Origin of the sequence: Nitrogeniibacter mangrovi, assembly GCF_010983895.1 — a bacterium.
GTDB classification, from domain to species: domain Bacteria; phylum Pseudomonadota; class Gammaproteobacteria; order Burkholderiales; family Rhodocyclaceae; genus Nitrogeniibacter; species Nitrogeniibacter mangrovi.
This window is the reverse complement of the sequence record NZ_CP048836.1, coordinates 2,624,259-2,643,478: the sequence shown is the minus strand read 5'-3', so window position 1 is coordinate 2,643,478 and position 19,220 is coordinate 2,624,259. Positions and strand designations below refer to the sequence as shown.

The 19,220-nt window shown below is 68.0% G+C and carries 22 protein-coding genes; 6 read left to right on the top strand and 16 right to left on the bottom strand.

The window, feature by feature from the left end; translation table 11 throughout:
• Positions 1–43: 43 nt before the first annotated feature.
• From G3580_RS12210 to G3580_RS12195, 4 genes are read right to left on the bottom strand one after another with little or no spacing between them, the layout of a single operon-like run.
• The gene (locus G3580_RS12210; RefSeq protein ID WP_173765886.1) at positions 44–1,018 is read right to left on the bottom strand and encodes a YheT family hydrolase; all 975 of its coding nucleotides are present in this window, start codon (positions 1,016–1,018) and stop codon (positions 44–46) included.
• A 16-nt stretch (positions 1,019–1,034) separates the two neighbouring features.
• On the bottom strand, positions 1,035–1,472 hold the full coding sequence (locus tag G3580_RS12205; RefSeq protein ID WP_323848011.1) for a YybH family protein: 438 nt from the start codon (positions 1,470–1,472) through the stop codon (positions 1,035–1,037).
• A gap of 31 nt (positions 1,473–1,503) precedes the next feature.
• Complete coding sequence (locus G3580_RS12200) at positions 1,504–1,704, bottom strand: zinc-finger domain-containing protein (protein WP_173765882.1); 201 nt, start codon at positions 1,702–1,704, stop codon at positions 1,504–1,506.
• A gap of 20 nt (positions 1,705–1,724) precedes the next feature.
• On the bottom strand, positions 1,725–2,645 hold the full coding sequence (locus G3580_RS12195; RefSeq protein WP_173765880.1) for a branched-chain amino acid transaminase: 921 nt from the start codon (positions 2,643–2,645) through the stop codon (positions 1,725–1,727).
• A gap of 194 nt (positions 2,646–2,839) precedes the next feature.
• On the opposite strand from G3580_RS12195, the gene G3580_RS12190 reads away from it, so the two are divergent.
• Genes G3580_RS12190 through mnmA form a run of 3 tightly spaced genes read left to right on the top strand, consistent with a single transcriptional unit; the run spans position 2,840 to position 5,104 of the window.
• A complete protein-coding gene (locus G3580_RS12190) occupies positions 2,840–3,298 on the top strand; it encodes an NUDIX hydrolase (RefSeq protein WP_173765878.1) in 459 nt (152 codons plus the stop codon).
• On the top strand, positions 3,295–3,990 hold the full coding sequence (locus tag G3580_RS12185) for a hypothetical protein (RefSeq protein WP_173765876.1): 696 nt from the start codon (positions 3,295–3,297) through the stop codon (positions 3,988–3,990). Before G3580_RS12190 ends, G3580_RS12185 begins: the two co-directional genes overlap by 4 nt.
• A gap of 16 nt (positions 3,991–4,006) precedes the next feature.
• On the top strand, positions 4,007–5,104 hold the full coding sequence (mnmA, locus tag G3580_RS12180; RefSeq protein ID WP_173765874.1) for a tRNA 2-thiouridine(34) synthase MnmA: 1,098 nt from the start codon (positions 4,007–4,009) through the stop codon (positions 5,102–5,104).
• Between the two features lie 12 nt (positions 5,105–5,116).
• Here mnmA and G3580_RS12175 read toward each other — a convergent pair whose 3' ends face one another.
• The 5 genes from G3580_RS12175 to moaC all read right to left on the bottom strand — a co-directional run bounded on the left by G3580_RS12175 (position 5,117) and on the right by moaC (position 9,381).
• Complete coding sequence (locus G3580_RS12175; protein WP_228720653.1) at positions 5,117–6,070, bottom strand: hypothetical protein; 954 nt, start codon at positions 6,068–6,070, stop codon at positions 5,117–5,119.
• A gap of 107 nt (positions 6,071–6,177) precedes the next feature.
• Positions 6,178–6,723 carry a DUF2062 domain-containing protein gene (locus tag G3580_RS12170; protein ID WP_173765872.1) on the bottom strand — a complete coding sequence of 182 codons (546 nt, stop codon included), beginning with the start codon at positions 6,721–6,723 and terminating at the stop codon, positions 6,178–6,180.
• Positions 6,724–6,834: 111 nt separating this feature from the next.
• A complete protein-coding gene (locus tag G3580_RS12165; protein WP_173765870.1) occupies positions 6,835–7,287 on the bottom strand; it encodes a SixA phosphatase family protein in 453 nt (150 codons plus the stop codon).
• Between the two features lie 17 nt (positions 7,288–7,304).
• Positions 7,305–8,825 (bottom strand): CYTH and CHAD domain-containing protein, encoded by a 1,521-nt coding sequence (locus tag G3580_RS12160; RefSeq protein ID WP_173765868.1) that lies wholly within the window; start codon positions 8,823–8,825, stop codon positions 7,305–7,307.
• 70 nt (positions 8,826–8,895) lie between these two features.
• Positions 8,896–9,381 carry a cyclic pyranopterin monophosphate synthase MoaC gene (gene moaC, locus G3580_RS12155; RefSeq protein WP_173765867.1) on the bottom strand — a complete coding sequence of 162 codons (486 nt, stop codon included), beginning with the start codon at positions 9,379–9,381 and terminating at the stop codon, positions 8,896–8,898.
• A 63-nt stretch (positions 9,382–9,444) separates the two neighbouring features.
• Between moaC and G3580_RS12150 the strand changes: the two genes are divergently transcribed.
• Positions 9,445–10,881 carry a beta-barrel assembly-enhancing protease gene (locus tag G3580_RS12150; protein WP_323847978.1) on the top strand — a complete coding sequence of 479 codons (1,437 nt, stop codon included), beginning with the start codon at positions 9,445–9,447 and terminating at the stop codon, positions 10,879–10,881.
• A gap of 68 nt (positions 10,882–10,949) precedes the next feature.
• The gene (locus G3580_RS12145) at positions 10,950–11,186 is read left to right on the top strand and encodes a sulfurtransferase TusA family protein (RefSeq protein ID WP_173765863.1); all 237 of its coding nucleotides are present in this window, start codon (positions 10,950–10,952) and stop codon (positions 11,184–11,186) included.
• Between the two features lie 61 nt (positions 11,187–11,247).
• On the opposite strand, the gene G3580_RS12140 is transcribed toward G3580_RS12145, so the two are convergent.
• From G3580_RS12140 to cydP, 6 genes are all read right to left on the bottom strand, one after another.
• The gene (locus G3580_RS12140) at positions 11,248–13,131 is read right to left on the bottom strand and encodes a methyl-accepting chemotaxis protein (RefSeq protein ID WP_173765861.1); all 1,884 of its coding nucleotides are present in this window, start codon (positions 13,129–13,131) and stop codon (positions 11,248–11,250) included.
• A gap of 346 nt (positions 13,132–13,477) precedes the next feature.
• A complete protein-coding gene (locus G3580_RS12135; RefSeq protein WP_228720652.1) occupies positions 13,478–13,759 on the bottom strand; it encodes a cyd operon YbgE family protein in 282 nt (93 codons plus the stop codon).
• Positions 13,743–13,883: a cytochrome bd-I oxidase subunit CydX gene (cydX, locus tag G3580_RS12130; RefSeq protein ID WP_173765859.1), complete on the bottom strand. Its 141-nt coding sequence runs from the start codon at positions 13,881–13,883 to the stop codon at positions 13,743–13,745. The genes G3580_RS12135 and cydX overlap by 17 nt, the downstream gene beginning before the upstream one ends.
• A gap of 17 nt (positions 13,884–13,900) precedes the next feature.
• A complete protein-coding gene (gene cydB / locus G3580_RS12125; protein WP_173765857.1) occupies positions 13,901–15,040 on the bottom strand; it encodes a cytochrome d ubiquinol oxidase subunit II in 1,140 nt (379 codons plus the stop codon).
• 11 nt (positions 15,041–15,051) lie between these two features.
• Entirely contained in the window at positions 15,052–16,608 is a 1,557-nt protein-coding gene (locus tag G3580_RS12120) for a cytochrome ubiquinol oxidase subunit I (protein WP_173765855.1), read from the bottom strand.
• On the bottom strand, positions 16,598–16,804 hold the full coding sequence (gene cydP / locus G3580_RS12115; RefSeq protein WP_217424477.1) for a cytochrome oxidase putative small subunit CydP: 207 nt from the start codon (positions 16,802–16,804) through the stop codon (positions 16,598–16,600). The genes G3580_RS12120 and cydP overlap by 11 nt, the downstream gene beginning before the upstream one ends.
• A 154-nt stretch (positions 16,805–16,958) precedes the next feature.
• Between cydP and G3580_RS12110 the strand changes: the two genes are divergently transcribed.
• Positions 16,959–18,269 (top strand): sigma-54 interaction domain-containing protein, encoded by a 1,311-nt coding sequence (locus tag G3580_RS12110; protein ID WP_173765853.1) that lies wholly within the window; start codon positions 16,959–16,961, stop codon positions 18,267–18,269.
• A gap of 9 nt (positions 18,270–18,278) precedes the next feature.
• Here G3580_RS12110 and G3580_RS12105 read toward each other — a convergent pair whose 3' ends face one another.
• Positions 18,279–19,013: an SDR family oxidoreductase gene (locus tag G3580_RS12105; protein WP_173765851.1), complete on the bottom strand. Its 735-nt coding sequence runs from the start codon at positions 19,011–19,013 to the stop codon at positions 18,279–18,281.
• Positions 19,014–19,220 lie beyond the last annotated feature (207 nt).

The window sequence follows — 19,220 nt, the reverse complement described above, 5'->3', positions numbered from 1 at the left end:
CCCGATTATCCCAGATTGATTTTCGGTCGTTGTAACAGTTGTCTTACCGGCGCCGTTTCACCGAATGGCGGAAGTGGGTGACGAGGCGTTCGGGCAGCCAGTTCAAGTGACCCGGAAAGCCGCCGCGCAGAAAGCCGACATGGCCGCCGGTGGCCGGATATTCGGCGGTGACGTAGCGGGGCAGCTCGCTGTCCGCGGGGAGGATTTCGGGGGGGACGAAGGGGTCGTTGCGGGCGTTGAGCAACAGGGTGCGCACGCGGATGCCGTGCAGCAGCGGCCGGCTCGAGGCGCGCCGCCAGTAGTCGAGTACACCGTCGAAGCCATGCACGGGGGCGGTGAAGGCGTCGTCGAACTCGTAGAGCGTGCGCGACGTGCGGATGCGTTCGGCGTCGAGGCTGGTATCCCCGTGGGTGCGGATCTTGTCGAGCGCCTTGGCCTTGAGCGTGCGCAGAAAGCGTGCGGTGTACACCCGGTTGAAACCCTCGCCCAGGGCGCGCCCGGAGATCTCCAGATCAAGCGGCGCGCATACGGCCGCCGCGGCCGCCACGTATTTGCGCGCATCCCGCCCCTGTTCGCCCAGCCACTTGAGCAGGGCATTGCCGCCCAGGGAAATGCCGACCGCGAACACCGGGCCCTCGCGATAGCGTTCCGCGATGCGCGCCAGCATCCAGCCGATCTCTTCGCTGTCGCCGGAGTGGTAGGCGCGCATCAGCCGGTTGGGTTTGCCCGAGCAGCCACGAAAATGCGGCACCACGCCGTTCCAGCGGATCCGGCTCAGATGGCTCATGACCGAGCGCGCATAGTGCGAATCGCTGTCGCCCTCGAGCCCGTGGAAGAGCACCACCAGGGGCACGCCCGGGCGTTTCGGGATCCAGTCGGCGTGGATGAAGTCTTCGTCGGGCGTCTCCCAGCGCACGCGCATGTACTCCGGCGAGGCCGGCTTGCGGGCCAGGGGCCAGATGGTCTGCAGGTGGCCGCCCGGCAGCCATCCCGGAGCGCGATAGGTGGAGTCGGTCATGCGCCCCGCCAGGATCTCAATGAACGATGAGCGGGCCGCCCGAGTCGCCCATGACGTCGATTTCCGGCGTCGGCGAGGCATGATGCGCGACCATGCGCCAGCCCAGGGCGCCGCGCATGAACACGTTGGTGGCCACGATCGGCGCGTGCAGCTCGTTGTCGCCTTCCACCTGAATGTGCTCGAGCACGCAGTGGATGGCCATCAGGGTGCCGGCCGAGATCACCTCGTTGGAGACGGTGATCTGCAGTCGGGTGCCGCCGGCGAACAGTTGTCGCCAGGAGTCACGCACGGCGGCGAGGCCGACCACCCGGGGCGCGCCCGGATGGATGCAGATGACTTCCTCGTCTTCGGACCAGACGGCCATCATGGCCTCCAGATCCGCGCGCGAGAAGGCCTCGTAGAAGGCGTCTTCGGCTTCCTGGGGCGTGGTGAATACGGCTGTGCTCACGCGCATCTCCGCCATCGGGCCGCTCCGCCCGGCGTCTTCAGTGGTGGCCCGTGGGCCGTTCGCCGGTAAACACGTAGGTGGCGCTGCAGTACGGGCAGCTGACCTTGCCCTCGGTCAGTACGTCGAGGAAGACGCGGGGGTGGCGCGCCCACAAGGGTGCGCCCGGACGCGGGCAGAACAGCGGCAGGTCCTTCGCGGTGACCTCGATGATGTCGTTCTTGTCCTGATTTTCAGCCATGGCAGGGAGTTCTCGTCGTCTCAGATGTAGGCAAGCCAGTGATCGTACTCGGGGGCCTTCCCGCCGACGATCTCGAAGAAGCGGGACTGGATCCGCTCGGTGACCGGGCCGCGACGGCCGCTGCCGATGGTGCGGTTGTCCAGCTCGCGGACCGGCGTCACTTCGGCGGCGGTGCCGGTGAAGAAGGCTTCGTCGCAGATGTAGATGTCGTCACGGGTGAGGCGGCGCGGCGTCACTTCGAGGCCGAATTCGCGCGCGATCTGGATGACCGAGTCGCGGGTGATGCCGGTCAGCGCGGAGGCGATCTCCGGCTCGTAGATCTTGCCGTCCTTGACGATGAACAGGTTCTCGCCGGCGCCTTCGGCGACGAAGCCGTTCACGTCGAGCAGCAGGGCTTCGTCGTAGCCGTCCTGGGTGGCCTCGAGGTTGGCCAGGATCGAGTTGGCGTAGGTGCTGGCCACCTTGGCGCGCGGCATGGTCACGTTCACATGGTGACGGGCGTACGAGGAGGTCTTCACCCGGATGCCTTTCTCCAGACCCTCTTCACCAAGGTAGGCGCCCCACGGCCAGGCGGCCACCGCGGTGTGCGTGCTCACGCCGCGGGTGGAGATGCCCATCTTCTCGGAACCGTAGAAGATGATCGGGCGCAGATAGCAGGACTCGAGCTTGTTGGCGCGGACCACCTCGAGCTGGGCTTCCATGAGGGTGTCGATCGAGTGCTCCACCGGCATGTGATAGATCTTGGCCGAGTTGATCAGGCGCTGCGTGTGCTCGCGCAGGCGGAAGATCGCGGTGCCCTTGGCCGTCTTGTAGGCGCGCACGCCCTCGAACACGGACAGACCGTAATGCAGCGAGTGGCTCAGCACGTGGGTGGTGGCCTCGCGCCAGGGCACCAGCTTTCCGTCGTACCAGATGAAACCATCGCGATCGGCCATGGACATGGTGAAATCTCCAGCGAAAAATCTTGGGTTGCGGTCGGCGCCCGAGTGGGCGTGCCAAGCCGGCAATTCTAGCGCATCTTGGGCGTTTCGGCGCGTCTCGGATCCACCCCCGCCGGGCGCCGACGGCCGTGGTGCACTGCGCCGAACCGGCGCCGGCGCGGTAGAATGCGCGCTTGCATCTTTCGCTGACGCTCATGGAACGAGTCTGGAAACCCAATGTGACCGTGGCCGCGGTCATCGAACGCGACGGCTGTTTTCTCCTGGTCGAGGAGGAGACCGCCGCGGGGCTGCGCTTCAACCAGCCCGCCGGGCATCTCGAGGCCGGCGAATCGCTCGTCGAGGCGGTCGCGCGCGAGGCGCTCGAGGAGACCGCGCACCCCTTCCGGCCGACCCACCTGATCGGCATCTACCAGTGGCCGCGCCCCGACGGGGAGGTCACCTATCTGCGTTTCACCTTCACCGGCGAACCCGGCGAGCGTATCGCCGGCCAGGCGCTCGATACGGGAATCGTGCGCGCCGTGTGGCTCACCCGCGAGGAGATCATCGCGTGTCGCGACCGGCATCGCAGCCCCCTCGTGCTCCAGTGCGTGGACGACTACCTCAGCGGCCGGCGCCTGCCGCTGGACGTGATCCGGCACTACGGCGCCGCATGAGGGCCTGGCGTGCCCTGATGCTGCTGGGCGCGCTGGCCTGGGCCGGTGGCGCCGCGGCGGCGGCACAGGTGATGTTCTGCTTCAATTACGGATGCCAGACGCAGGCCAGCGCCACCTATTCCGAGGCGGATCTGACCGCCATCGGCGCGCAGCTGGCGCAGGCCCGCTCGGCACGCGAGGAACGCGCCGTGCTCGCCCGCGTCATCGGCCGGCTGTACCGGGAGGCGGGACAGCAGTTGCCGATGGGCGCGGATCGCAAGGGCAATTTCGCCGACCAGGGGGTGCTCGGCAGGATGGACTGCATCGATCACTCCACCTCGACGATGCGCCTGCTGCAGCTGCTCGAGGCGCGCGGCATGCTGCATTTTCACAAGGTCGCGCCCAAGGCGCGGCGCACCACCTTGCTGCTGTTCCAGCATTTTTCCGCGGTGGTCGAGGAGCTGTCCCCCGGGCCGGCGGCCCCTCCGGCGCCCGCGCCGGTGCCGGACCATGTGCCGGTGCTCATGGCGCTGTGCGACTGCGGCGACCTGCGCGCCAAACTGCCGGTTGCGCCGCAGGTCGCGTCGGTGCCGGCCGCTGGCTCGCCGGGGGCACGCTACGTGGTCGACAGCTGGTTTGTTGAACAGGGTGAGCCGGCGGTGATCCTGCCGCTGGCCGACTGGCTCGATGGAGATGGACCTTATGTCCCTTAAACAGGACCCCAATGGTATGAAAGTGGTCGTCGGCATGTCCGGCGGCGTCGATTCGGCGGTGGCTGCGCTGTTGCTCAAGCAGCAGGGCTACGACGTGGTCGGCCTGTTCATGAAGAACTGGGAAGACGACGATGACGACGAATACTGCTCCACCCGCCAGGATCTGGTGGATGTGGCCTCGGTGTGCGACGTGATCGGCATCGAGCTCGAAGTGGTCAATTTCTCGGCCGAGTACAAGGACCGGGTGTTTGCCGATTTCCTCAAGGAATACGAGGCCGGGCGCACGCCGAATCCCGACATCCTGTGCAATTCCGAGATCAAGTTCCGCTGCTTCCTCGATCATGCCATGGGCCTGGGTGCCGACAGGATCGCGACCGGTCACTACGCACGGGTGCGCGAGTGGCACAGCGACGGGCGCAGCGAATTCCAGCTGCTCAAGGCCGAGGACGGTACCAAGGACCAGAGCTATTTCCTCTATCGCCTGAACCAGGAACAGCTGGCCCGGACGATCTTCCCGCTCGGCGACCTGTACAAGCGCGACGTGCGCCGCATGGCCGAGGCGGCCGGGCTGCATGTTTTCGACAAGAAGGACTCGACCGGCATCTGTTTCATCGGCGAGCGCCCGTTCCGCGAGTTCCTGGCCCGCTACCTGCCGGCCAAGCCGGGGCAGATCCGCGCGCTCGACGACGATCGCGTGCTCGGCGAGCACCAGGGGCTGATGTATCACACCATCGGCCAGCGCAAGGGGCTCATGATCGGCGGCATCAAGGGCCAGCAGGACGCGGCCGGCGAGCACGAGGCCTGGTACGTGGCCGCCAAGGACGTGGCCGGCAACGTGCTGTACGTGGTTCAGGGGCATGACCATCCGGCCCTGTTGCGCGATTCACTCGAGGCGATCGAACTGAACTGGATCGCCGGGCGCAACCCGCACACGCACTGGGTGTACACGGCCAAGCCGCGCTACCGCACACCGGATCAGCCCTGCGAGATCGAGGCCGTGGACGCCGAGCGCGCCAGGATCGCGTTCGCGCAGCCGCAGTGGGCGCTCACCCCGGGGCAGAGCGTGGTGGTGTACGAATCGAAGGTGTGCCTGGGCGGCGGCATCATCGCCTGAGGCCCGGGGGCGTCAGGCGGCGCGGATGCGGGTCGTGGTCGCCGTCGCTGTTGCGGCGCAGTCCAGGCCGCTCCAGCGCAGGCGGTAGGCGTTGCACTGCTCGATGTAGTCGCGCGTGCTCTTGGGCATGGGCACGCGGGCGCGGGTGATGTAGGTGACCAGGTCGGTGCCCGCCGCGAGGATGTCGACCCCGGCCTCGGCCATGCGCACCTGGGTGCGGGCGGCCCGCGCCGGCAGGGTCGGCTGGAAACAGGACAGTTTCTCGCCGGCGACGACGAAGGCGGGCCAGATGTCGAAGATCGCCGGATCGGTCCGCAGGGTCTCGCATTTCTCGCGCGCGGTGTCGGCGTACTGGCGGATCAGCGGCTCGATGCCCTCGAAGGCGGCGTTGCCGGCGAAGGTGCCGACCATGGTATGGGAGATCAGATCGATGTCCCGCATGGTCTGCGCGATCTTGATGTAGCGGCTTTCATAGAAGGCGTCGATCGGTATCGAGAAGGCCCGGAACGGCTCGCCCCACAGCTCGTCGATGCCTTCCTCGCCGGACAGGTGATTGACCAGCTTGCCCAGTTCCAGCGCGTTCTGCAGACAGCCGCCGCACTGGCGCATGAGCGGGTTGTCCTGACCGATCTCGATGCCCATGGCCTGCAACTCGACCAGCTTGGTGAAGATGTCGGCGGCGCGATTGAACAGCGCGCCGGCGAGCATGCCGCCCTTGATCCGCTTGAGCGCCGGGTCCTGCTCGCTCTCGTAGGCCTTGCGGGCCTCGTCGAGACGTTTGCCGGGAATGTTGATGCCGTGCTCGACGTGATTGAACAGGCGCCGGGTCAGCGCCTCGATGAGCTTTTTCTTGGCCGCGAGGGTGTCTTCCGGGGGGTCGTAGACCTTGATCCAGAATCCGTCGTAATGCACGCGAAGGCGCCCGTTGATGATGCGCCGTGTGCCTTCAGCAGGTCTTTCGTCCATTCGATCCACCGGGCCGCGGAAAGGCTCCGTCGGTCAGACACAGGGATCGCTGAGTGTAATCCAAACGTTTGAGTTTGTGCAGGGCAGCAACGATGAACGGCGTGATCTCACCCGGCCGGATGGCGCGCAATCCGGCGCTGGACGCGGGCTCGACGTTTGCGAAGAACGTGATAGCGCCACAGCCCCTCGGCCAGATAGTAGGCGACGACGGCGCCCGTGACCGCCATCAGGGCCATGCCCAGCAGCAAGGGCTGGCCGACACCGCCGAGCCACTGCCAGGCATGGGTCAGCCACTGGGCAAAGCTGTCGATCACCGGAGCGTCCGCCGTGGCGCCCGATGCCGGCCGACCGAGAATGCCGGCGCCGAGCCGGTAGGCGACGTAGTAGAGGGGCGCGTAGGTGAACGGGTTGCTGATGAGGGTGCTGACCGCCGCAAGCCACAGATTGGCCCGCAGCACGAGGGAGGCGATCACCGCGGCGGGGATCTGCGCGACGGGAATCATCAGGCCGAAGAAGGCGCCGATGGCCACGGCCTTGGCGACGGTGCGGCGATTCAGATGCCACAGGCAGGGGTCGTGCAGGCGCGGGCCGAGCCATTGCAGCAGGCGGTGCTGCTTGATGCTCTCGTGAGACGGCAGGAAACGACGCAACATGAAGCCCTCGATACATACCGCCGGGACACGGTGTCCGGATCGGTGCGGCAGTCTGGACGTCCCATCTTACTGCCGACTGACACGGTCTGCGCTGCGCCGCAGACGGTCGGTTCAGATCATGTCCGGCGTGATGACGGTGCGCAGCACGGTCTGGGTCTCGTCGTTGCGCACCCGATTGGTGAACCACCACAGGGCACCCTTCTTGACCGACCACGGCGCTTCCTGGCCCGATAGCAGCAGCGCCGCGAGGCGACCGAGCGTCGGTTGGTGGCCGACCACGAGCACCGCACCGCGCCCCTCCGGCCAGCCGGTGGCGGCGAGGATGTCGGAGACGCCATGTTCGGGGGCCAGCGCGGTGATGATCTCGAAGTCGTCGGTGAAGGCGCTGACCGTCTGGCGCGTGCGCACCGTGGGGCTGGCCATCACGCGCAGGCGCTTGGGCCGGTTGTCGTCGAGCCAGCGGGCCACCTTGCGGGCCTGTTTGCGGCCGCGCTCGGTCAGTTCGCGCAGATGATCGGGGGTGCCTTCAACGGCTTCGGCATGACGCCACAGCAGCAGATCCATGGAGCTATCCAGTCAAACTAGGGTGACTTGCGGGGGCGTTTCCACGCGGATTTGCCCCACAGCAGGGGTTCGACTTCGAGCAGGATGCGCCGGCGGATGCGCGCACAGCGCGGGGCGTGCCACCCGAGCACGAAGTGGGTCGGCGCGGCCAGTTCGGGGTGGGTTTCGACCCAGCCGAGCATGCGGCCGCGTGCGATTTCGACATCGTTCAGGTAGCCGAGTTGCTCCTGCGCCCGTCGCAAGGCGCCGAGAAACGGCTTCATGGTGTCGCCAGCGAACAGGGGCTGGAAGAATTCGGCCCCGTAGCGCACTTGCTTGAGTGCCACCCGCAGTTCGTGGATGTGGTCCGGGTCGGGACCTTGCGCGAGGGCGAAACGCTTGCGTGAGCGTTTGCGCAGCGCATCCATCTGCAGGCGGGCGAAGGCCGTCAGGTCGGCGGAGGCGTCCAGCGCGTTGCTGCCCAGCGCATTGAGTTCGCGGGCGAAGCGCAGGATTCGCAGCCCCTGGCTCGAATGGGTCAGGCGTTCGCGGGCGTCTCGGCGGGCGGCCTCGCGGGCGCTCAGCGCCTGTTCACGCAATCCGTCGAGAAGTGTCGCCGGCATCAACGGTGCCGGTTCGGCCACATCGAGGATCTCGGCGAGCATCACGTCGAAATCGCGGGCGTCGCCCATTTCCGAGGCGGTGTCGCGCAGCACGTCGCTCCAGTGGTCCACGAACGACTCGGGCAGCGCCGGGCGGAACAGCCGGACCAGCGAGCGCAGCCGGCGCAGGGCCACGCGCATCTGATGGACGTATTCCGGATCGTCGCCGTCGATGGCCGCGGCGGCGTTGGCCTGCCATTGGCGCAGACAGTCGTGGGCGAGGGTGCGAAACGCTTCGAGCGGTGACTGACCGGGCTCGATGCGCGACTTGTCGGCCCGCGCCGCTTCGGCCGGGGTGGCAGTGAACAGGGCGTAGCCGCGCTGGGCCTTGCTGCGGTCCGACGGCATCAGCTGGACGTGTTCGGCAAGGGCACAGGCCACCGCGAACAGATCGTCCGCGTTGCCGCTGACCAGTTCCAGTTCGGCCTCGCAGATAGGTTCTTCGCGCCCCTCGGCGGCGATCCGGCCCTGGTCGAGCATGAGCAGTATCTCGACACCCTCGGCCGGGGTCAGGCGGTAGGTCTCGCGCCGGAAGTTGGTGGTGAACACGGGCACCAGGCGGTCGGCGACGGCCTCGAGTTCCTGCGCGGTGCCGGTATCGTCGATGGCGGAAAAGTCGAAGGCGCCGAGGAAGTCCTGCTCCCACTCGGGGCGGGCGGACAGGCCGCCGACCGAGGGCGCGGCGCACTTGACCGTCTGCAGCCAGCGCCGTCCCTGCTTGCGGGTGCGCAGGGCGATGCGTCTGGCGCGCAGGCTCAGCTGCGGGGTGTCGTAATAGGTGTTGGTGAGCGTGGCCGCATTGCCGATCTTTTCGGACCGGGCGACCAGGTCATGACGCCGCAGGGCGGCGAGCGCCGCTTTGGGCAGCGCCAGTTTCAGTTCGATTTCCTTGCTCATGAGCGCGTCGATATTACCGTTCCATCGTTACCGTTTTTTGAGGGCGACGGCGGCGGGCGCTCGGGGTGGCTCAGGCGTCGTCCGCCCGCCAGTGCCCCGACTTGCCGCCGAGCTTTTCGAGCAGACGGATGCCTTCCATGCGCATGCCGCGATCGACCGCCTTGCACATGTCGTAGATGGTGAGCAGGCCGACCTGCACCGCGGTGAGCGCCTCCATCTCCACGCCGGTGCGGCCCACGGTCTCGGCGCGCACGGTGCAGCGCACCGCCGGCTCGTCCGCGTCGAGGGCGAAGTCGACGGCGACCCGGGTCAGGGGCAGCGGGTGGCACAGCGGCACCAGGTCGGCGGTGCGCTTGGCGGCCTGGATGGCAGCGATGCGGGCGATGCCGATGACGTCGCCCTTCTTGGCGCTGCCCTGTTCGATCATGGCGAAGGTCTCGGGCGCCATCACGATGCGCCCCTCGGCCACGGCGACCCGGCGGGTCTCCGACTTGTCGGCCACATCCACCATGTGGGCCTGGCCATCGGCATCGAAATGGGTCAGACGGTCCGTCATGAGAAGCTACCGAGCGTGTGATATGGAACTGATTTGGGGCGCGGGTATCATAGCACCACGATGATGAAACGCACCCTTGCCCTGTTGCTCAGCGCTTGCCTGGCCACCGCCGGCATGGCCGATGGCCTGCCCGAACTGGGCGACTCGTCTGCCGGCGACCTGTCCCCCCAGGCCGAGCAGCGCCTCGGCGAACAGATCATGCGCGACATTCGCTGGCATGACCGCAGCTATCTGGACGATCCGGAGACCGAGGCCTATCTCAACGCCCTGGGCGAGCGCATCGTTCAGGGTTCGGGGTCGAAAGGCAGCTTCCATTTCTTCGCCCTGCGAGAGCCGACCATCAACGCCTTTGCGCTGCCGGGGGGCTTCATCGGCGTGCATACGCTGCTGATCGAGACCGCGCAGACCGAGTCGGAACTGGCCTCGGTGCTGGGGCACGAGGTGGGCCACGTGCAACAGCACCATATCGCGCGCATGATCGGCAAGCGCAGCCAGAGCAGCCTGATCATGCTCGCTTCGGTGCTGGTCGCCGTGCTCGCGGCGAAGAGCAGCGACCAGCTTGCCCAGGCCGCGGTGGCGGGCGGGGCGGCAGCGGGCATGCAGACGCAGCTGGCCTACAGCCGCGACTTCGAGCGCGAGGCCGACCGCATCGGCCTGCAGTCGCTCGAGGCGGCCGGTTTCGATGTGCGCGGCATGCCGCACTTCTTCGAGCGCCTGCAGCGCGAGTCGCGGCTGTATGAAAACAACGCGCCGGCCTATCTGCGCACCCACCCGCTGACCACCGACCGGATCGCCGACATGGAGAACCGGGTGGCCAGCATGCGCTTCCGCCAGGTGCCCAGCTCCGAGGACTTCCTCCTCATCCAGGCCCGGCTGGTGTCGTCCGAGGGCGTGGCGCGCGACACCCTGGCGCGTGAAAAGGATCTGTTCACCCGCGCCAAGACGCCCACGCCGGGGCAGCGCTACGCCTATGTCAACGCGCTCATGCGGGCCGGCGAGCTGGACGAGGCGCAGCGCATCTACGATGGCTTCTCCGCCAGCGACGACAACCCGCTCATCACGGCCCTCGGCGGTGAGCTGGCTACCGCCCGCAAGCAGTGGGACGTGGCCGATTCGCTGTTGTCGGCGGCCATGAAGCGGCATCCGGAGGCGGAGTACCTGGTCTACCGGCTGGCCGACGCGCGCCTCCAGGCCGGGCGGGCCAAATCCGCCATCGATCTGCTCGACACCGCGCTCAAGGAGCGACGCCAGGATGTGCAGCTGTGGTCGCGCCTCGCGCAGGCCTACCAGATGAGCGGCCGGACCGGCGAGTACCACCGTGCCCAGGGCGAGGTCTACGCCAAGCAGGGCCTGTGGGCCGCGGCGGTCGAGCAGCTGGAACTGGCCCAGCGCAGTACCCACGGGGATTTCTACACCCAGTCGTCCATCGACGCGCGCCTGCGCGAACTGCGCGCCCGCGCCGACGAGGAGCGTGAGCTTGCGCGTCGTGACGGTGGTTGAGCGCAGGCGTTAGAATGCGTCGATGCGCCCTGCGGGGCGAACCCTGCATCGATCGAGGTTGAACGCCCATGAATTTCGACAGTGAAGTGGACGCCAGCGGCCTGAGCTGTCCCTTGCCGATCCTGCGCGCCAAGAAGGCGCTCTCTGCCATGGACACCGGGCAGGTGCTGCGCGTGGTGGCCACCGATCCGGGCTCGGTGAAGGATTTCGAGGCCTTCGCCCGCCAGACCGGAAACGAGTTGCTCAAGAGCGAAACGCTCGACGAAGGCCGTTTCGAGTTCTACCTGCGCCGCGCCGAACGCTGATCGAGCGACCGTCCGGCATCGCCTGACGCCCCGCCTGCGGGGCGTTTTTCGTTGGCGGCCGCTACCGCGCGGTGTCGGCGTCCTCGTAACGGAAGCGGGCGGTCAGGTCGCCGAGGGTCTTGGCCAGATCCGCCAGGGTGGTGCTGGTCTGGCGGATTGCATCGCTCGAGGTGAGGTTCTGGCGTGACAGCTCGCCCAGGCGCTCGACGCGGGCCGACACCATGTGCGCAGCGCTGTGATGTTCTTCCATGGCGCGGGTGATGTCGAGATTGAGGCCGGTCATGCGGTCGACCTGGCCGGCGATGCTCATGAACCGTTCCGAGACCACGCCCGCGTCGGTGGCGGTGCGTGCGATGTTCTCGCCGATGTGGCCGACAGAGGCATTGACTGCTTCGGCATGGTGCTGCAGCTGATCGATGATGGTACCGATCTCGCCGGTGGACTCCTGGGTCCGCATGGCGAGCTTGCGCACCTCGTCGGCGACGACGGCGAAGCCACGCCCCTGTTCGCCGGCCCGGGCTGCCTCGATGGCGGCATTGAGGGCGAGCAGGTTGGTCTGGTCGGCGATTTCGCGAATCACGTCCACCACCTTGGCGACCTCGCGCGCCCGTTCGGTGAGCGTCGTGGTGACCTCACGCGTCGCGTGCATGTCATGGGACAGGGCGTCGATGCCGCTGCGGCTGGCGCGGACCGCCTCGGTCCCCTCGGCGGCGTTCTGGTGGATGTGTTCGGCCGACGCCTTGGCGTCCTGGGTACTGTCGGCGATCTGGCCGATGGTGGCCGCGATCTCCTCCATGGCGGTGGCGATCTCGCGCGAGCCGTCGTTCAGCGCCGACGCGCTGGACAGCGACTGGCCGACGCGTTCGTCGAGTGCGCCGCTGGCGCTGCGGATCAGGGTGCCGACCCGCGCGATCTGCACGACCATCTCGCGCAGGCGCGTCGCCATGCCGTCCATCGCGTCCTCCAGCGCCGCGATCTCGGCCACGCCGCGGCGCTCGATGCGGGTACGCACGTCGCCCTGGGCGATACGCGTGGCGCTCTGGGCCACGGTGGCGAGCGGTGCCAGGTAGCGACGCATCATGAACACCACGAGCAGGGCGCCGGCGAGCATCAGCGACACCACCACGCCGGTGGAGACGAGTGCGAAGCGGTCCAGGGCGTCGAGTTGTGCGGTTTCGTCACGCCCCATGCGCAGTCGCGCCGTGGGGGCGTCGGCGACCGGGACCGGCTGCTGGCTCACGCTGAAGCGGTGTCCCGCATCCGCGATCTCGGTGAGGGCCTCGTCCCGTGCAGCGACCCCGGCGGCGGCGAGGCGGGCGGAGAAGGGCGGGGTCGGCGCGGCCGCGCGCGGACCCTCGGCGGTGGTCAGCGCCACCGCCTGACCGGTTTCCGCCGCGATCGCCGCCAACACCGGATCGATGGGCAGGGCGAACACGCCGTAGCCCATGATCCGGTCGCGCGACTTGAGGGCAAAGGCATACATCAGGCGGAATCGATCGTTGCCGACCACGACGACGGCATGGGTGGCGTCGCCATGCTCGCGCACCTGGCGGGCCAGGCGCGCGGCGGCCTCGCCGATGGCCGGATCGCCGGTGACGAAACGCACCGTGCCCTCCGGATCGAGCAGGGCGAGGGCCTCGTAGCGGCCGGCGTCGCCGGTCATGAGCACATAGCGCTGGGCGAACTGGTCGATGTCGGCCTGGACGCCGGAGGCGAGCGCCCGGCGCAGTTCGAATTCGGCCTGCAGGCTCGGGGCGGCCGCGGCCAGACGTTCGACCTGGGCGTTGATCGCCCGCCGCCATGCCAGATCGTTGCCCTCATGCACGGCCGTGGCGATGCGCTGGTTTTCGCGCTGGAAGGCCACGGCGCCGGCCGCGCCGAGGGTGAGCGCGACCGCCAGCATGGCGATGACGGAGACGAGGCTGATGCGGGTGATCAAGGACATGTAGCAAGCCCGGTGGGAAGATGCCGGAGCTTACGGATGTTGCGCTGCACACCTTGAGGCCGTCCGCGCCATTGTCATGAAAAGTTCACATGCCGGCCGCCCTCGGCCAGTCCGGTGACCTTGCCCTGGTGAAAGCGCACGTTCATGCGCTGGCGGAAGTTGTCGCGGGGGCGACGAGGTCTTCGCGGCGCCGCAGTCCGGCCGCCATCGAGACGATGTCGGGGTCGTCGTGCAGTGCCTTGCGCGGGGCGACGAGGGCGGCCGCCTGGGCCGGCAGGTCGGCGATCAGGTTGCACAGGGCGCCGCTGCCGGCGTGGGGCGACTGACGAAAATACCTGGCAGCGCCTTACGCCAGGCGCCACAGCGCGAACACCACGCCGACCAGGCAGGCCCCGCCGGAGAGCAGCATGCGCAGCACCCGCTGGTGGGGTACGAAGCCGACGCCGCGCACGAAGCCTGCGCTCATGGCCCAGAACAGGGCCGTGGCCGCCAGATGGTCGGCGCCGCCGGTCCCGTCGGCGAGCAGGCGCGGGTTGGCGGTGATGGCCAGGGTGATCGCGATGGCCGCCAGCAGCGGCAGCCAGGCGATGCCCGGGGTCGGCGTGGCCGGTTCAGCCATGGGGGTCATGGTCAGGCCCCGTGGGCGCACGGCCGCTGTCGGCCCGTTCCGCTTCGTTCTCGCCCCACATGGCGTTGAGAATGGCGAGCAGCACCGCGAAGCCGATGCCGAGAATCCAGGCGAAATACCACATGTGTCCGATCTCCCCGTTCAATAGGCCGAATGACTGTTTTCGCGCACGTAGGCCGTCGTGACCTTGCCGGCCATCACCTTGTAGGCCCAGCTGGTGTAGGCGACGATGATGGGCATGAAGATCAGCGTGGCGAAGAACATGATGGTGAGCGTGAGGTGGCTGGAGACGCTGTCCCACACCGTCAGGCTCGAGCGTGGGTCGGTGGAGGAGGGCATCACGAACGGGAACATGGACGCGCCCGCGGTGCCGATGACGCCGATGATGGCCAGCGACGAGGCCACGAACGCCAGCAGCGTGCGTCCCCGCGCCGCCAGCGCCATGGCCCCCAGCGTGCCCAGGTAGGCGAGCGCCGGCAGGGCGAGGGTGGCCGGCATGGCCCGGTAGTTGTGCATCCAGGCGCCGGCCTCGCGCACCACGGTCTTGGCCAGCGGGTCGGGCAGGCCGGACGGGTCGATGGCGCCGCTGATCACGTAACCGGGAATGGCCTGGAGCCACACGCCGGCGCCGGAGAAGGCGAGCAGCAGCAGGCTGCCGAAGATCAGCATCGCGGTGCGGCTGCGCCGATACACGGCTTCGTCGGTGCGGTGCATCAGGTAGATGGCGCCGTGGAAGGTGATCATCGCCGTGCTGGCCACGCCGCACAGCAGCGCGAAGGGGTTGAGCAGGCCCCAGAAGCTGCCTTCGTAATGGGAGACGAGCTGGTTGTCGAAGTGGAAGGGCACGCCTTGCAGCAGGTTGCCGAAGGCCACACCGAAAATCAGCGGCGGCACCGCGCCGCCCACGAACAGACCCCAGTCCCAGGCGGCGCGCCAGCGCGGGCTGTCGAGCTTGCTGCGGTAATCGAAGCCCACCGGGCGGAAGAACAGCGCCCACAGCACCGCCAGCATGGCCCAGTAGAAGCCGGAGAAGGCGGTGGCGTAGACCAGCGGCCAGGCGGCGAAGATGGCACCGCCACCGGTGATGAACCACACCTGGTTGCCGTCCCAGTGCGGGCCGACGGTGTTGATCACCACGCGCCGCTCCACGTCGTCGCGGCCGACGAAGGGCAGCAGGGTGCCCACGCCCATGTCGTGGCCGTCCATGATGGCGAAGCCGACCAGCAGCACGCCCACCAGCAGCCACCAGATCACCTTGAGGGTTTCGTAGTCGATTGGCATTTGAATTCTCCTCAGGCGTGGGCCGGTTCGTTGGCGTAGCGGCCGGTGCCCAGGCTGCCGGGGCCGAGGCGGGCGAACTTGATCATCAGATACATCTCCACGATCAGCAGCAGGGTGTAGAAGCCCACGAAGCCGGCCAGCGAGCCATAGAGCGATTCGACGCTCAGGGTGGACACCGACAGGTGGGTGGGCAGCACCCCGTAGATGGTCCAGGGCTGGCGCCCGTACTCGGCCACGAACCAGCCCACCTCGCAGGCGACCCAGGGCAGCGGAATCGACCACAGCGCGGCGCGCAGCAGCCAGCCCCGGCGGGCAAAGTCGCCCTTCACCGAGAACCACAGGGCGAGCCCGAACAGGGCGAGGAACCAGAAGCCGAGCGCCACCATGAGGCGGAAGGCCCAGAACATCGGGGTTACCTTCGGGATGGTGTCGGCCGCGGCGCGATCGATGATCTCGGGCGTCACATCGTCCATGGAGGTGACGTACTTGCGCAGCAGCAGGCCGAAGCCCAGGTCGGCCTGGTGTTGCTTGAGCGTGGCCGCCGCGGCGCTGTCGTCCGGGTTGGCGCGCACCGCATCGAGCGCCTTCACCGCCTCGATGCCGGAGACGATGCGCTGCCGGTTCAGGGCGATGATCTCCTTGATGCCGGGCAGTTCCTTGTGGATCGAGCGGGTGCCGATCACGCCGAGCACCCAGGGGATCTGGATCTCCCAGTCGTTCTTCATCTCGCGCTCGTTGATCCCGGCGATGAGCTTGAGGCCGGCCGGAGCGGGCTCCGTCTCCCACATCGCCTCCATGGCCGCCAGCTTGGTCTGCTGGGCCTCGCCCACGGTGTAGCCGGATTCGTCGCCGAGCACGATGACCGACAGGGCCGAGGCGAGACCGAAGGCCGCGGCGATGCGGAAACTGCGCTTGGCGAACTCGACGTCGCGGCCCTTGATGAGATACCAGGCCGAGATCGCGAGCACGAACATGGCCCCGGTCACGTAGCCGGCCGAGACCGTGTGCACGAACTTGGCCTGGGCATCCGGGTTGAAGAGCACCGCCCAGAAGTCGGTCAGCTCCATGCGCATGGTGGTGTAGTTGAACTCGGCGCCGACGGGATGCTGCATCCAGCCGTTGGCGATGAGGATCCACAGGGCAGAGAGGTTGGTACCGATGGCCATGAGCAGGGTCACCAGCAGGTGCTGCTTGCGCGACAGGCGATCCCAGCCGAAGAAGAACAGGCCGATGAAGGTGGACTCGAGGAAGAAGGCCATCAGCCCCTCGATGGCCAGCGGCGCACCGAAGATGTCGCCCACGTAGTGCGAGTAGTAGGCCCAGTTGGTGCCGAACTGGAATTCCAGCGTGATGCCGGTGGTGACGCCGAGGGCGAAGTTGATGCCGAACAGCTTGCCCCAGAAGCGAGTCATGTCCTTGTACACCGGCTTGCCGGTCATGACGTAAACCGACTCCATGATGACCAGCAGCCAGGTCATGCCGAGGGTGAGCGGTACGAACAGGAAGTGGTACATCGCGGTGGCGGCGAACTGCAGTCGCGACAGGTCGACGAGGTGCTCACTGACCATGGGAATGTCCTTGTGATGGGGAATCGGAGCGCTGGCCGATGTGTTCGGCCACCATATCGGCTGCAGGCACGATGCGATCGTCGCGGACGAACACCCACCACAGCGCGAAGATCGCGGCGAGCTTGATGGCGACCACGAGCGCGAGTTTCCGAACCAGGGTGCGGTCGTTCATGGGGTTGGGGGTGTGGTGCAGCATGTCAGCGTCGGTACAATATCCATGCCAGAAGTTCCATCTAAAAATAGACGCGAAAAAACAAGCGGGTGGCCGTGCCCGATACCTGTGACGAATTGACTTCCGCCAAATTGGCGGTCGAGAATGGCAGTTGATCTGACAGTATGGCGTGATGCCGATGCCCCGGGACAGCCATCCGCTCGCGGAACTGACCTCTTTCCTCGAGTCCTTCGAGAAGCCTCATATCCTATTCGATCGGGCTTACCGCATCCTGGCCGCCAATGCGGCCTATCGTCGCGCCCATGGCGCCGGTCACAGCGTGATCGGGCGCACCTGCTACGCGGTGTCGCATCACTACGCGGTGCCGTGCGATCAGGCCGGCGAGAGCTGCCCGCTGGCGCGCTCGCTGGCCTCGGGGCAGCGCGAGCGGGTGCTGCACCTGCATCACACCCCGCAGGGCGAGGCCTACGAGAACATCGAACTGTCGCCGGTGAAGAACGCCCGGGGCGAGGTGGCGTATTTCATCGAGAAGATGGCGCCCATGGACGTCGCCCGCGGCCTGTCGGCGCGTTCCGGCCTGGTGGGCCGCGCGCCGCGTTTCAAGGCCATGCTGGAGCTGGTGTCCCGGGTGGCACCCTCGGAAGCGACGGTGCTGCTGCAGGGTGAGTCGGGTACCGGCAAGGAGCTGGTGGCCGGCGCCATCCACGAGGCGAGCCGGCGTGCCAGCCGGCTCTTCATCGCGGTCGATTGCTCGGGGCTGCCCGAAACCCTGTTCGAGAGCGAGCTGTTCGGCCACGAGCGCGGCGCCTTCACCGGCGCGACCCAACGCAAGACCGGGCTGGTCGAGGCGGCCAGCGGCGGCACCCTGTTTCTCGACGAGGTGGGCGACATCCCGCTGGGCATGCAGGTCAAGCTGCTGCGCCTGCTCGAGACCGGCACCTATCGCCGCGTCGGCGCCACCGAGCTGCGCAAGGCCGACATCCGGGTGGTGTCGGCCACTCACCGGGGGCTGCGCGACATGGTCGCGCGCGGCGACTTCCGCCAGGATCTCTACTACCGCCTCAACACTTTTCCCATCCAGGTGCCGGCGCTGCGCGAGCGGGTCGAGGACATCCCGCTGCTGGCCCGCGCGCTGCTCGGGCGGGTCGCGCCCACGCGCAACCTGCGCCTGAGCGCCGATGCGGAGCGGGCGCTGGTGCAATACGCGTTTCCGGGCAACGTGCGCGAGCTGCGCAATGTGCTCGAACGGGCGAGCCTGATGTGCGACGGCGAGGAGATCGGCCGCGCGCACCTGCATCTCGAAGGGCGGGCCGAGCCGATTGTGGCGGAGGCGCCGGGGGCCGAGCTGGCGGCGGCCGAGCGGCGCACGCTGGTGGCCGCGCTCGCCGAGCATCGCGGCAGCCGCCGGGCGCTGGCCGAGCGGCTCGGCATCTCGGAGCGGACGCTCTACCGGAAACTCAAGGCTTACGGACTGGTGCCGCCACGCTAGGGCGGTGCCTCAGGGCGCGATGTCGCGCAGATCGGCCACCGGCGCTTCGCCAAAGGCGTCCGAAAGAATGTAGGGCACCAGCCGGGCCGCGCACTCGGCCGGGTCGGTCAGTTCGCCATCGCGCTTGAGCGCCTCGAAGCGGGGCAGGGCGGGGAAGTGGTCGGGATCGGTCGCGCGCAGCGTGGCCTGCATGTCGGTGTCGACCACCCCGGGGGCGAGGGCGCAGATGCGCAAGCCGGGCACCGCGTCCTCCTTGACGGCGCGGGCGTGATGGTCGAGCGCGGCCTTGGTGGCGCAATAGACGCTCCAGCCGGCATAGGCTTTGTGCGCCGCGCCGCTGGAGATGTGCACGATGCGCCGGTCCTGCACGCCCGGGGTATGGGCCACGAAGGCGTCGGTGAGAATCAGCGGGGCGGCCACGTTGACCCGCACCGCGAGCGCCACCGCGGCGGCGCCCTGCGCGCCCGGGGGCGCCACCGGGGTGACCATGCCGGCATTGTTGATGAGCAGCGCGGTGCCCGCGTCCGCCAGGAAGCGGCGCAGTTCGCCTTCGTTGAGCCAGTGCGCCAGGGTGGCGTCGTCGGCCAGGTCGATCGCCACTTCGGTGAGCAGGTGCCCGTAGCGGGTGCGCAGCGCCTCGCTGCTCGAGCGCGAAATGCCGAGCATGGGCATGCCGCGTTCGAGCAGCGCCGCAGCCACCGCGGCGCCAAGGCCACGGCTGTGGCCGGTGACGATTGCCTTCATGGACGCTCTCCTGGTCGGTGCCGGCCGAACCGGCGACATCTGCCCTCGCGACGGGATCGTATGTTCCTCCAGACACTGTACGGCAAAGGCGGAGCGGCCACCAAACGCGCGCATGCGGAACCGATTGCCGGCCACGCGGGGCACGGGGTCCGACACCGCGGCGGCCGGTCCTCGTGTGACCTGCGTCACATCGGCGCGCGGCCCGGC

Bases quoted from the DNA above. Each gene is read 5' to 3' on its own strand.
- G3580_RS12120 (WP_173765855.1), bottom strand. From the start codon at position 16,608: ATGGTCAGTGAGCACCTCGTCGACCTGTCGCGACTGCAGTTCGCCGCC.
- G3580_RS12150 (WP_323847978.1), top strand. From the start codon at position 9,445: ATGAAACGCACCCTTGCCCTGTTGCTCAGCGCTTGCCTGGCCACCGCC.
- G3580_RS12190 (WP_173765878.1), top strand. From the start codon at position 2,840: ATGGAACGAGTCTGGAAACCCAATGTGACCGTGGCCGCGGTCATCGAA.
- G3580_RS12145 (WP_173765863.1), top strand. From the start codon at position 10,950: ATGAATTTCGACAGTGAAGTGGACGCCAGCGGCCTGAGCTGTCCCTTG.
- G3580_RS12140 (WP_173765861.1), bottom strand. From the start codon at position 13,131: ATGTCCTTGATCACCCGCATCAGCCTCGTCTCCGTCATCGCCATGCTG.
- G3580_RS12205 (WP_323848011.1), bottom strand. From the start codon at position 1,472: ATGCGCGTGAGCACAGCCGTATTCACCACGCCCCAGGAAGCCGAAGAC.
- G3580_RS12195 (WP_173765880.1), bottom strand. From the start codon at position 2,645: ATGTCCATGGCCGATCGCGATGGTTTCATCTGGTACGACGGAAAGCTG.
- G3580_RS12185 (WP_173765876.1), top strand. From the start codon at position 3,295: ATGAGGGCCTGGCGTGCCCTGATGCTGCTGGGCGCGCTGGCCTGGGCC.
- G3580_RS12135 (WP_228720652.1), bottom strand. From the start codon at position 13,759: ATGACCCCCATGGCTGAACCGGCCACGCCGACCCCGGGCATCGCCTGG.
- cydX (WP_173765859.1), bottom strand. From the start codon at position 13,883: ATGTGGTATTTCGCCTGGATTCTCGGCATCGGCTTCGCGGTGCTGCTC.
- moaC (WP_173765867.1), bottom strand. From the start codon at position 9,381: ATGACGGACCGTCTGACCCATTTCGATGCCGATGGCCAGGCCCACATG.
- cydB (WP_173765857.1), bottom strand. From the start codon at position 15,040: ATGCCAATCGACTACGAAACCCTCAAGGTGATCTGGTGGCTGCTGGTG.
- G3580_RS12170 (WP_173765872.1), bottom strand. From the start codon at position 6,723: ATGTTGCGTCGTTTCCTGCCGTCTCACGAGAGCATCAAGCAGCACCGC.
- G3580_RS12110 (WP_173765853.1), top strand. From the start codon at position 16,959: ATGCCCCGGGACAGCCATCCGCTCGCGGAACTGACCTCTTTCCTCGAG.
- G3580_RS12200 (WP_173765882.1), bottom strand. From the start codon at position 1,704: ATGGCTGAAAATCAGGACAAGAACGACATCATCGAGGTCACCGCGAAG.
- cydP (WP_217424477.1), bottom strand. From the start codon at position 16,804: ATGCTGCACCACACCCCCAACCCCATGAACGACCGCACCCTGGTTCGG.
- G3580_RS12175 (WP_228720653.1), bottom strand. From the start codon at position 6,070: ATGGACGAAAGACCTGCTGAAGGCACACGGCGCATCATCAACGGGCGC.
- G3580_RS12210 (WP_173765886.1), bottom strand. From the start codon at position 1,018: ATGACCGACTCCACCTATCGCGCTCCGGGATGGCTGCCGGGCGGCCAC.
- G3580_RS12105 (WP_173765851.1), bottom strand. From the start codon at position 19,013: ATGAAGGCAATCGTCACCGGCCACAGCCGTGGCCTTGGCGCCGCGGTG.
- G3580_RS12160 (WP_173765868.1), bottom strand. From the start codon at position 8,825: ATGAGCAAGGAAATCGAACTGAAACTGGCGCTGCCCAAAGCGGCGCTC.
- G3580_RS12165 (WP_173765870.1), bottom strand. From the start codon at position 7,287: ATGGATCTGCTGCTGTGGCGTCATGCCGAAGCCGTTGAAGGCACCCCC.
- mnmA (WP_173765874.1), top strand. From the start codon at position 4,007: ATGAAAGTGGTCGTCGGCATGTCCGGCGGCGTCGATTCGGCGGTGGCT.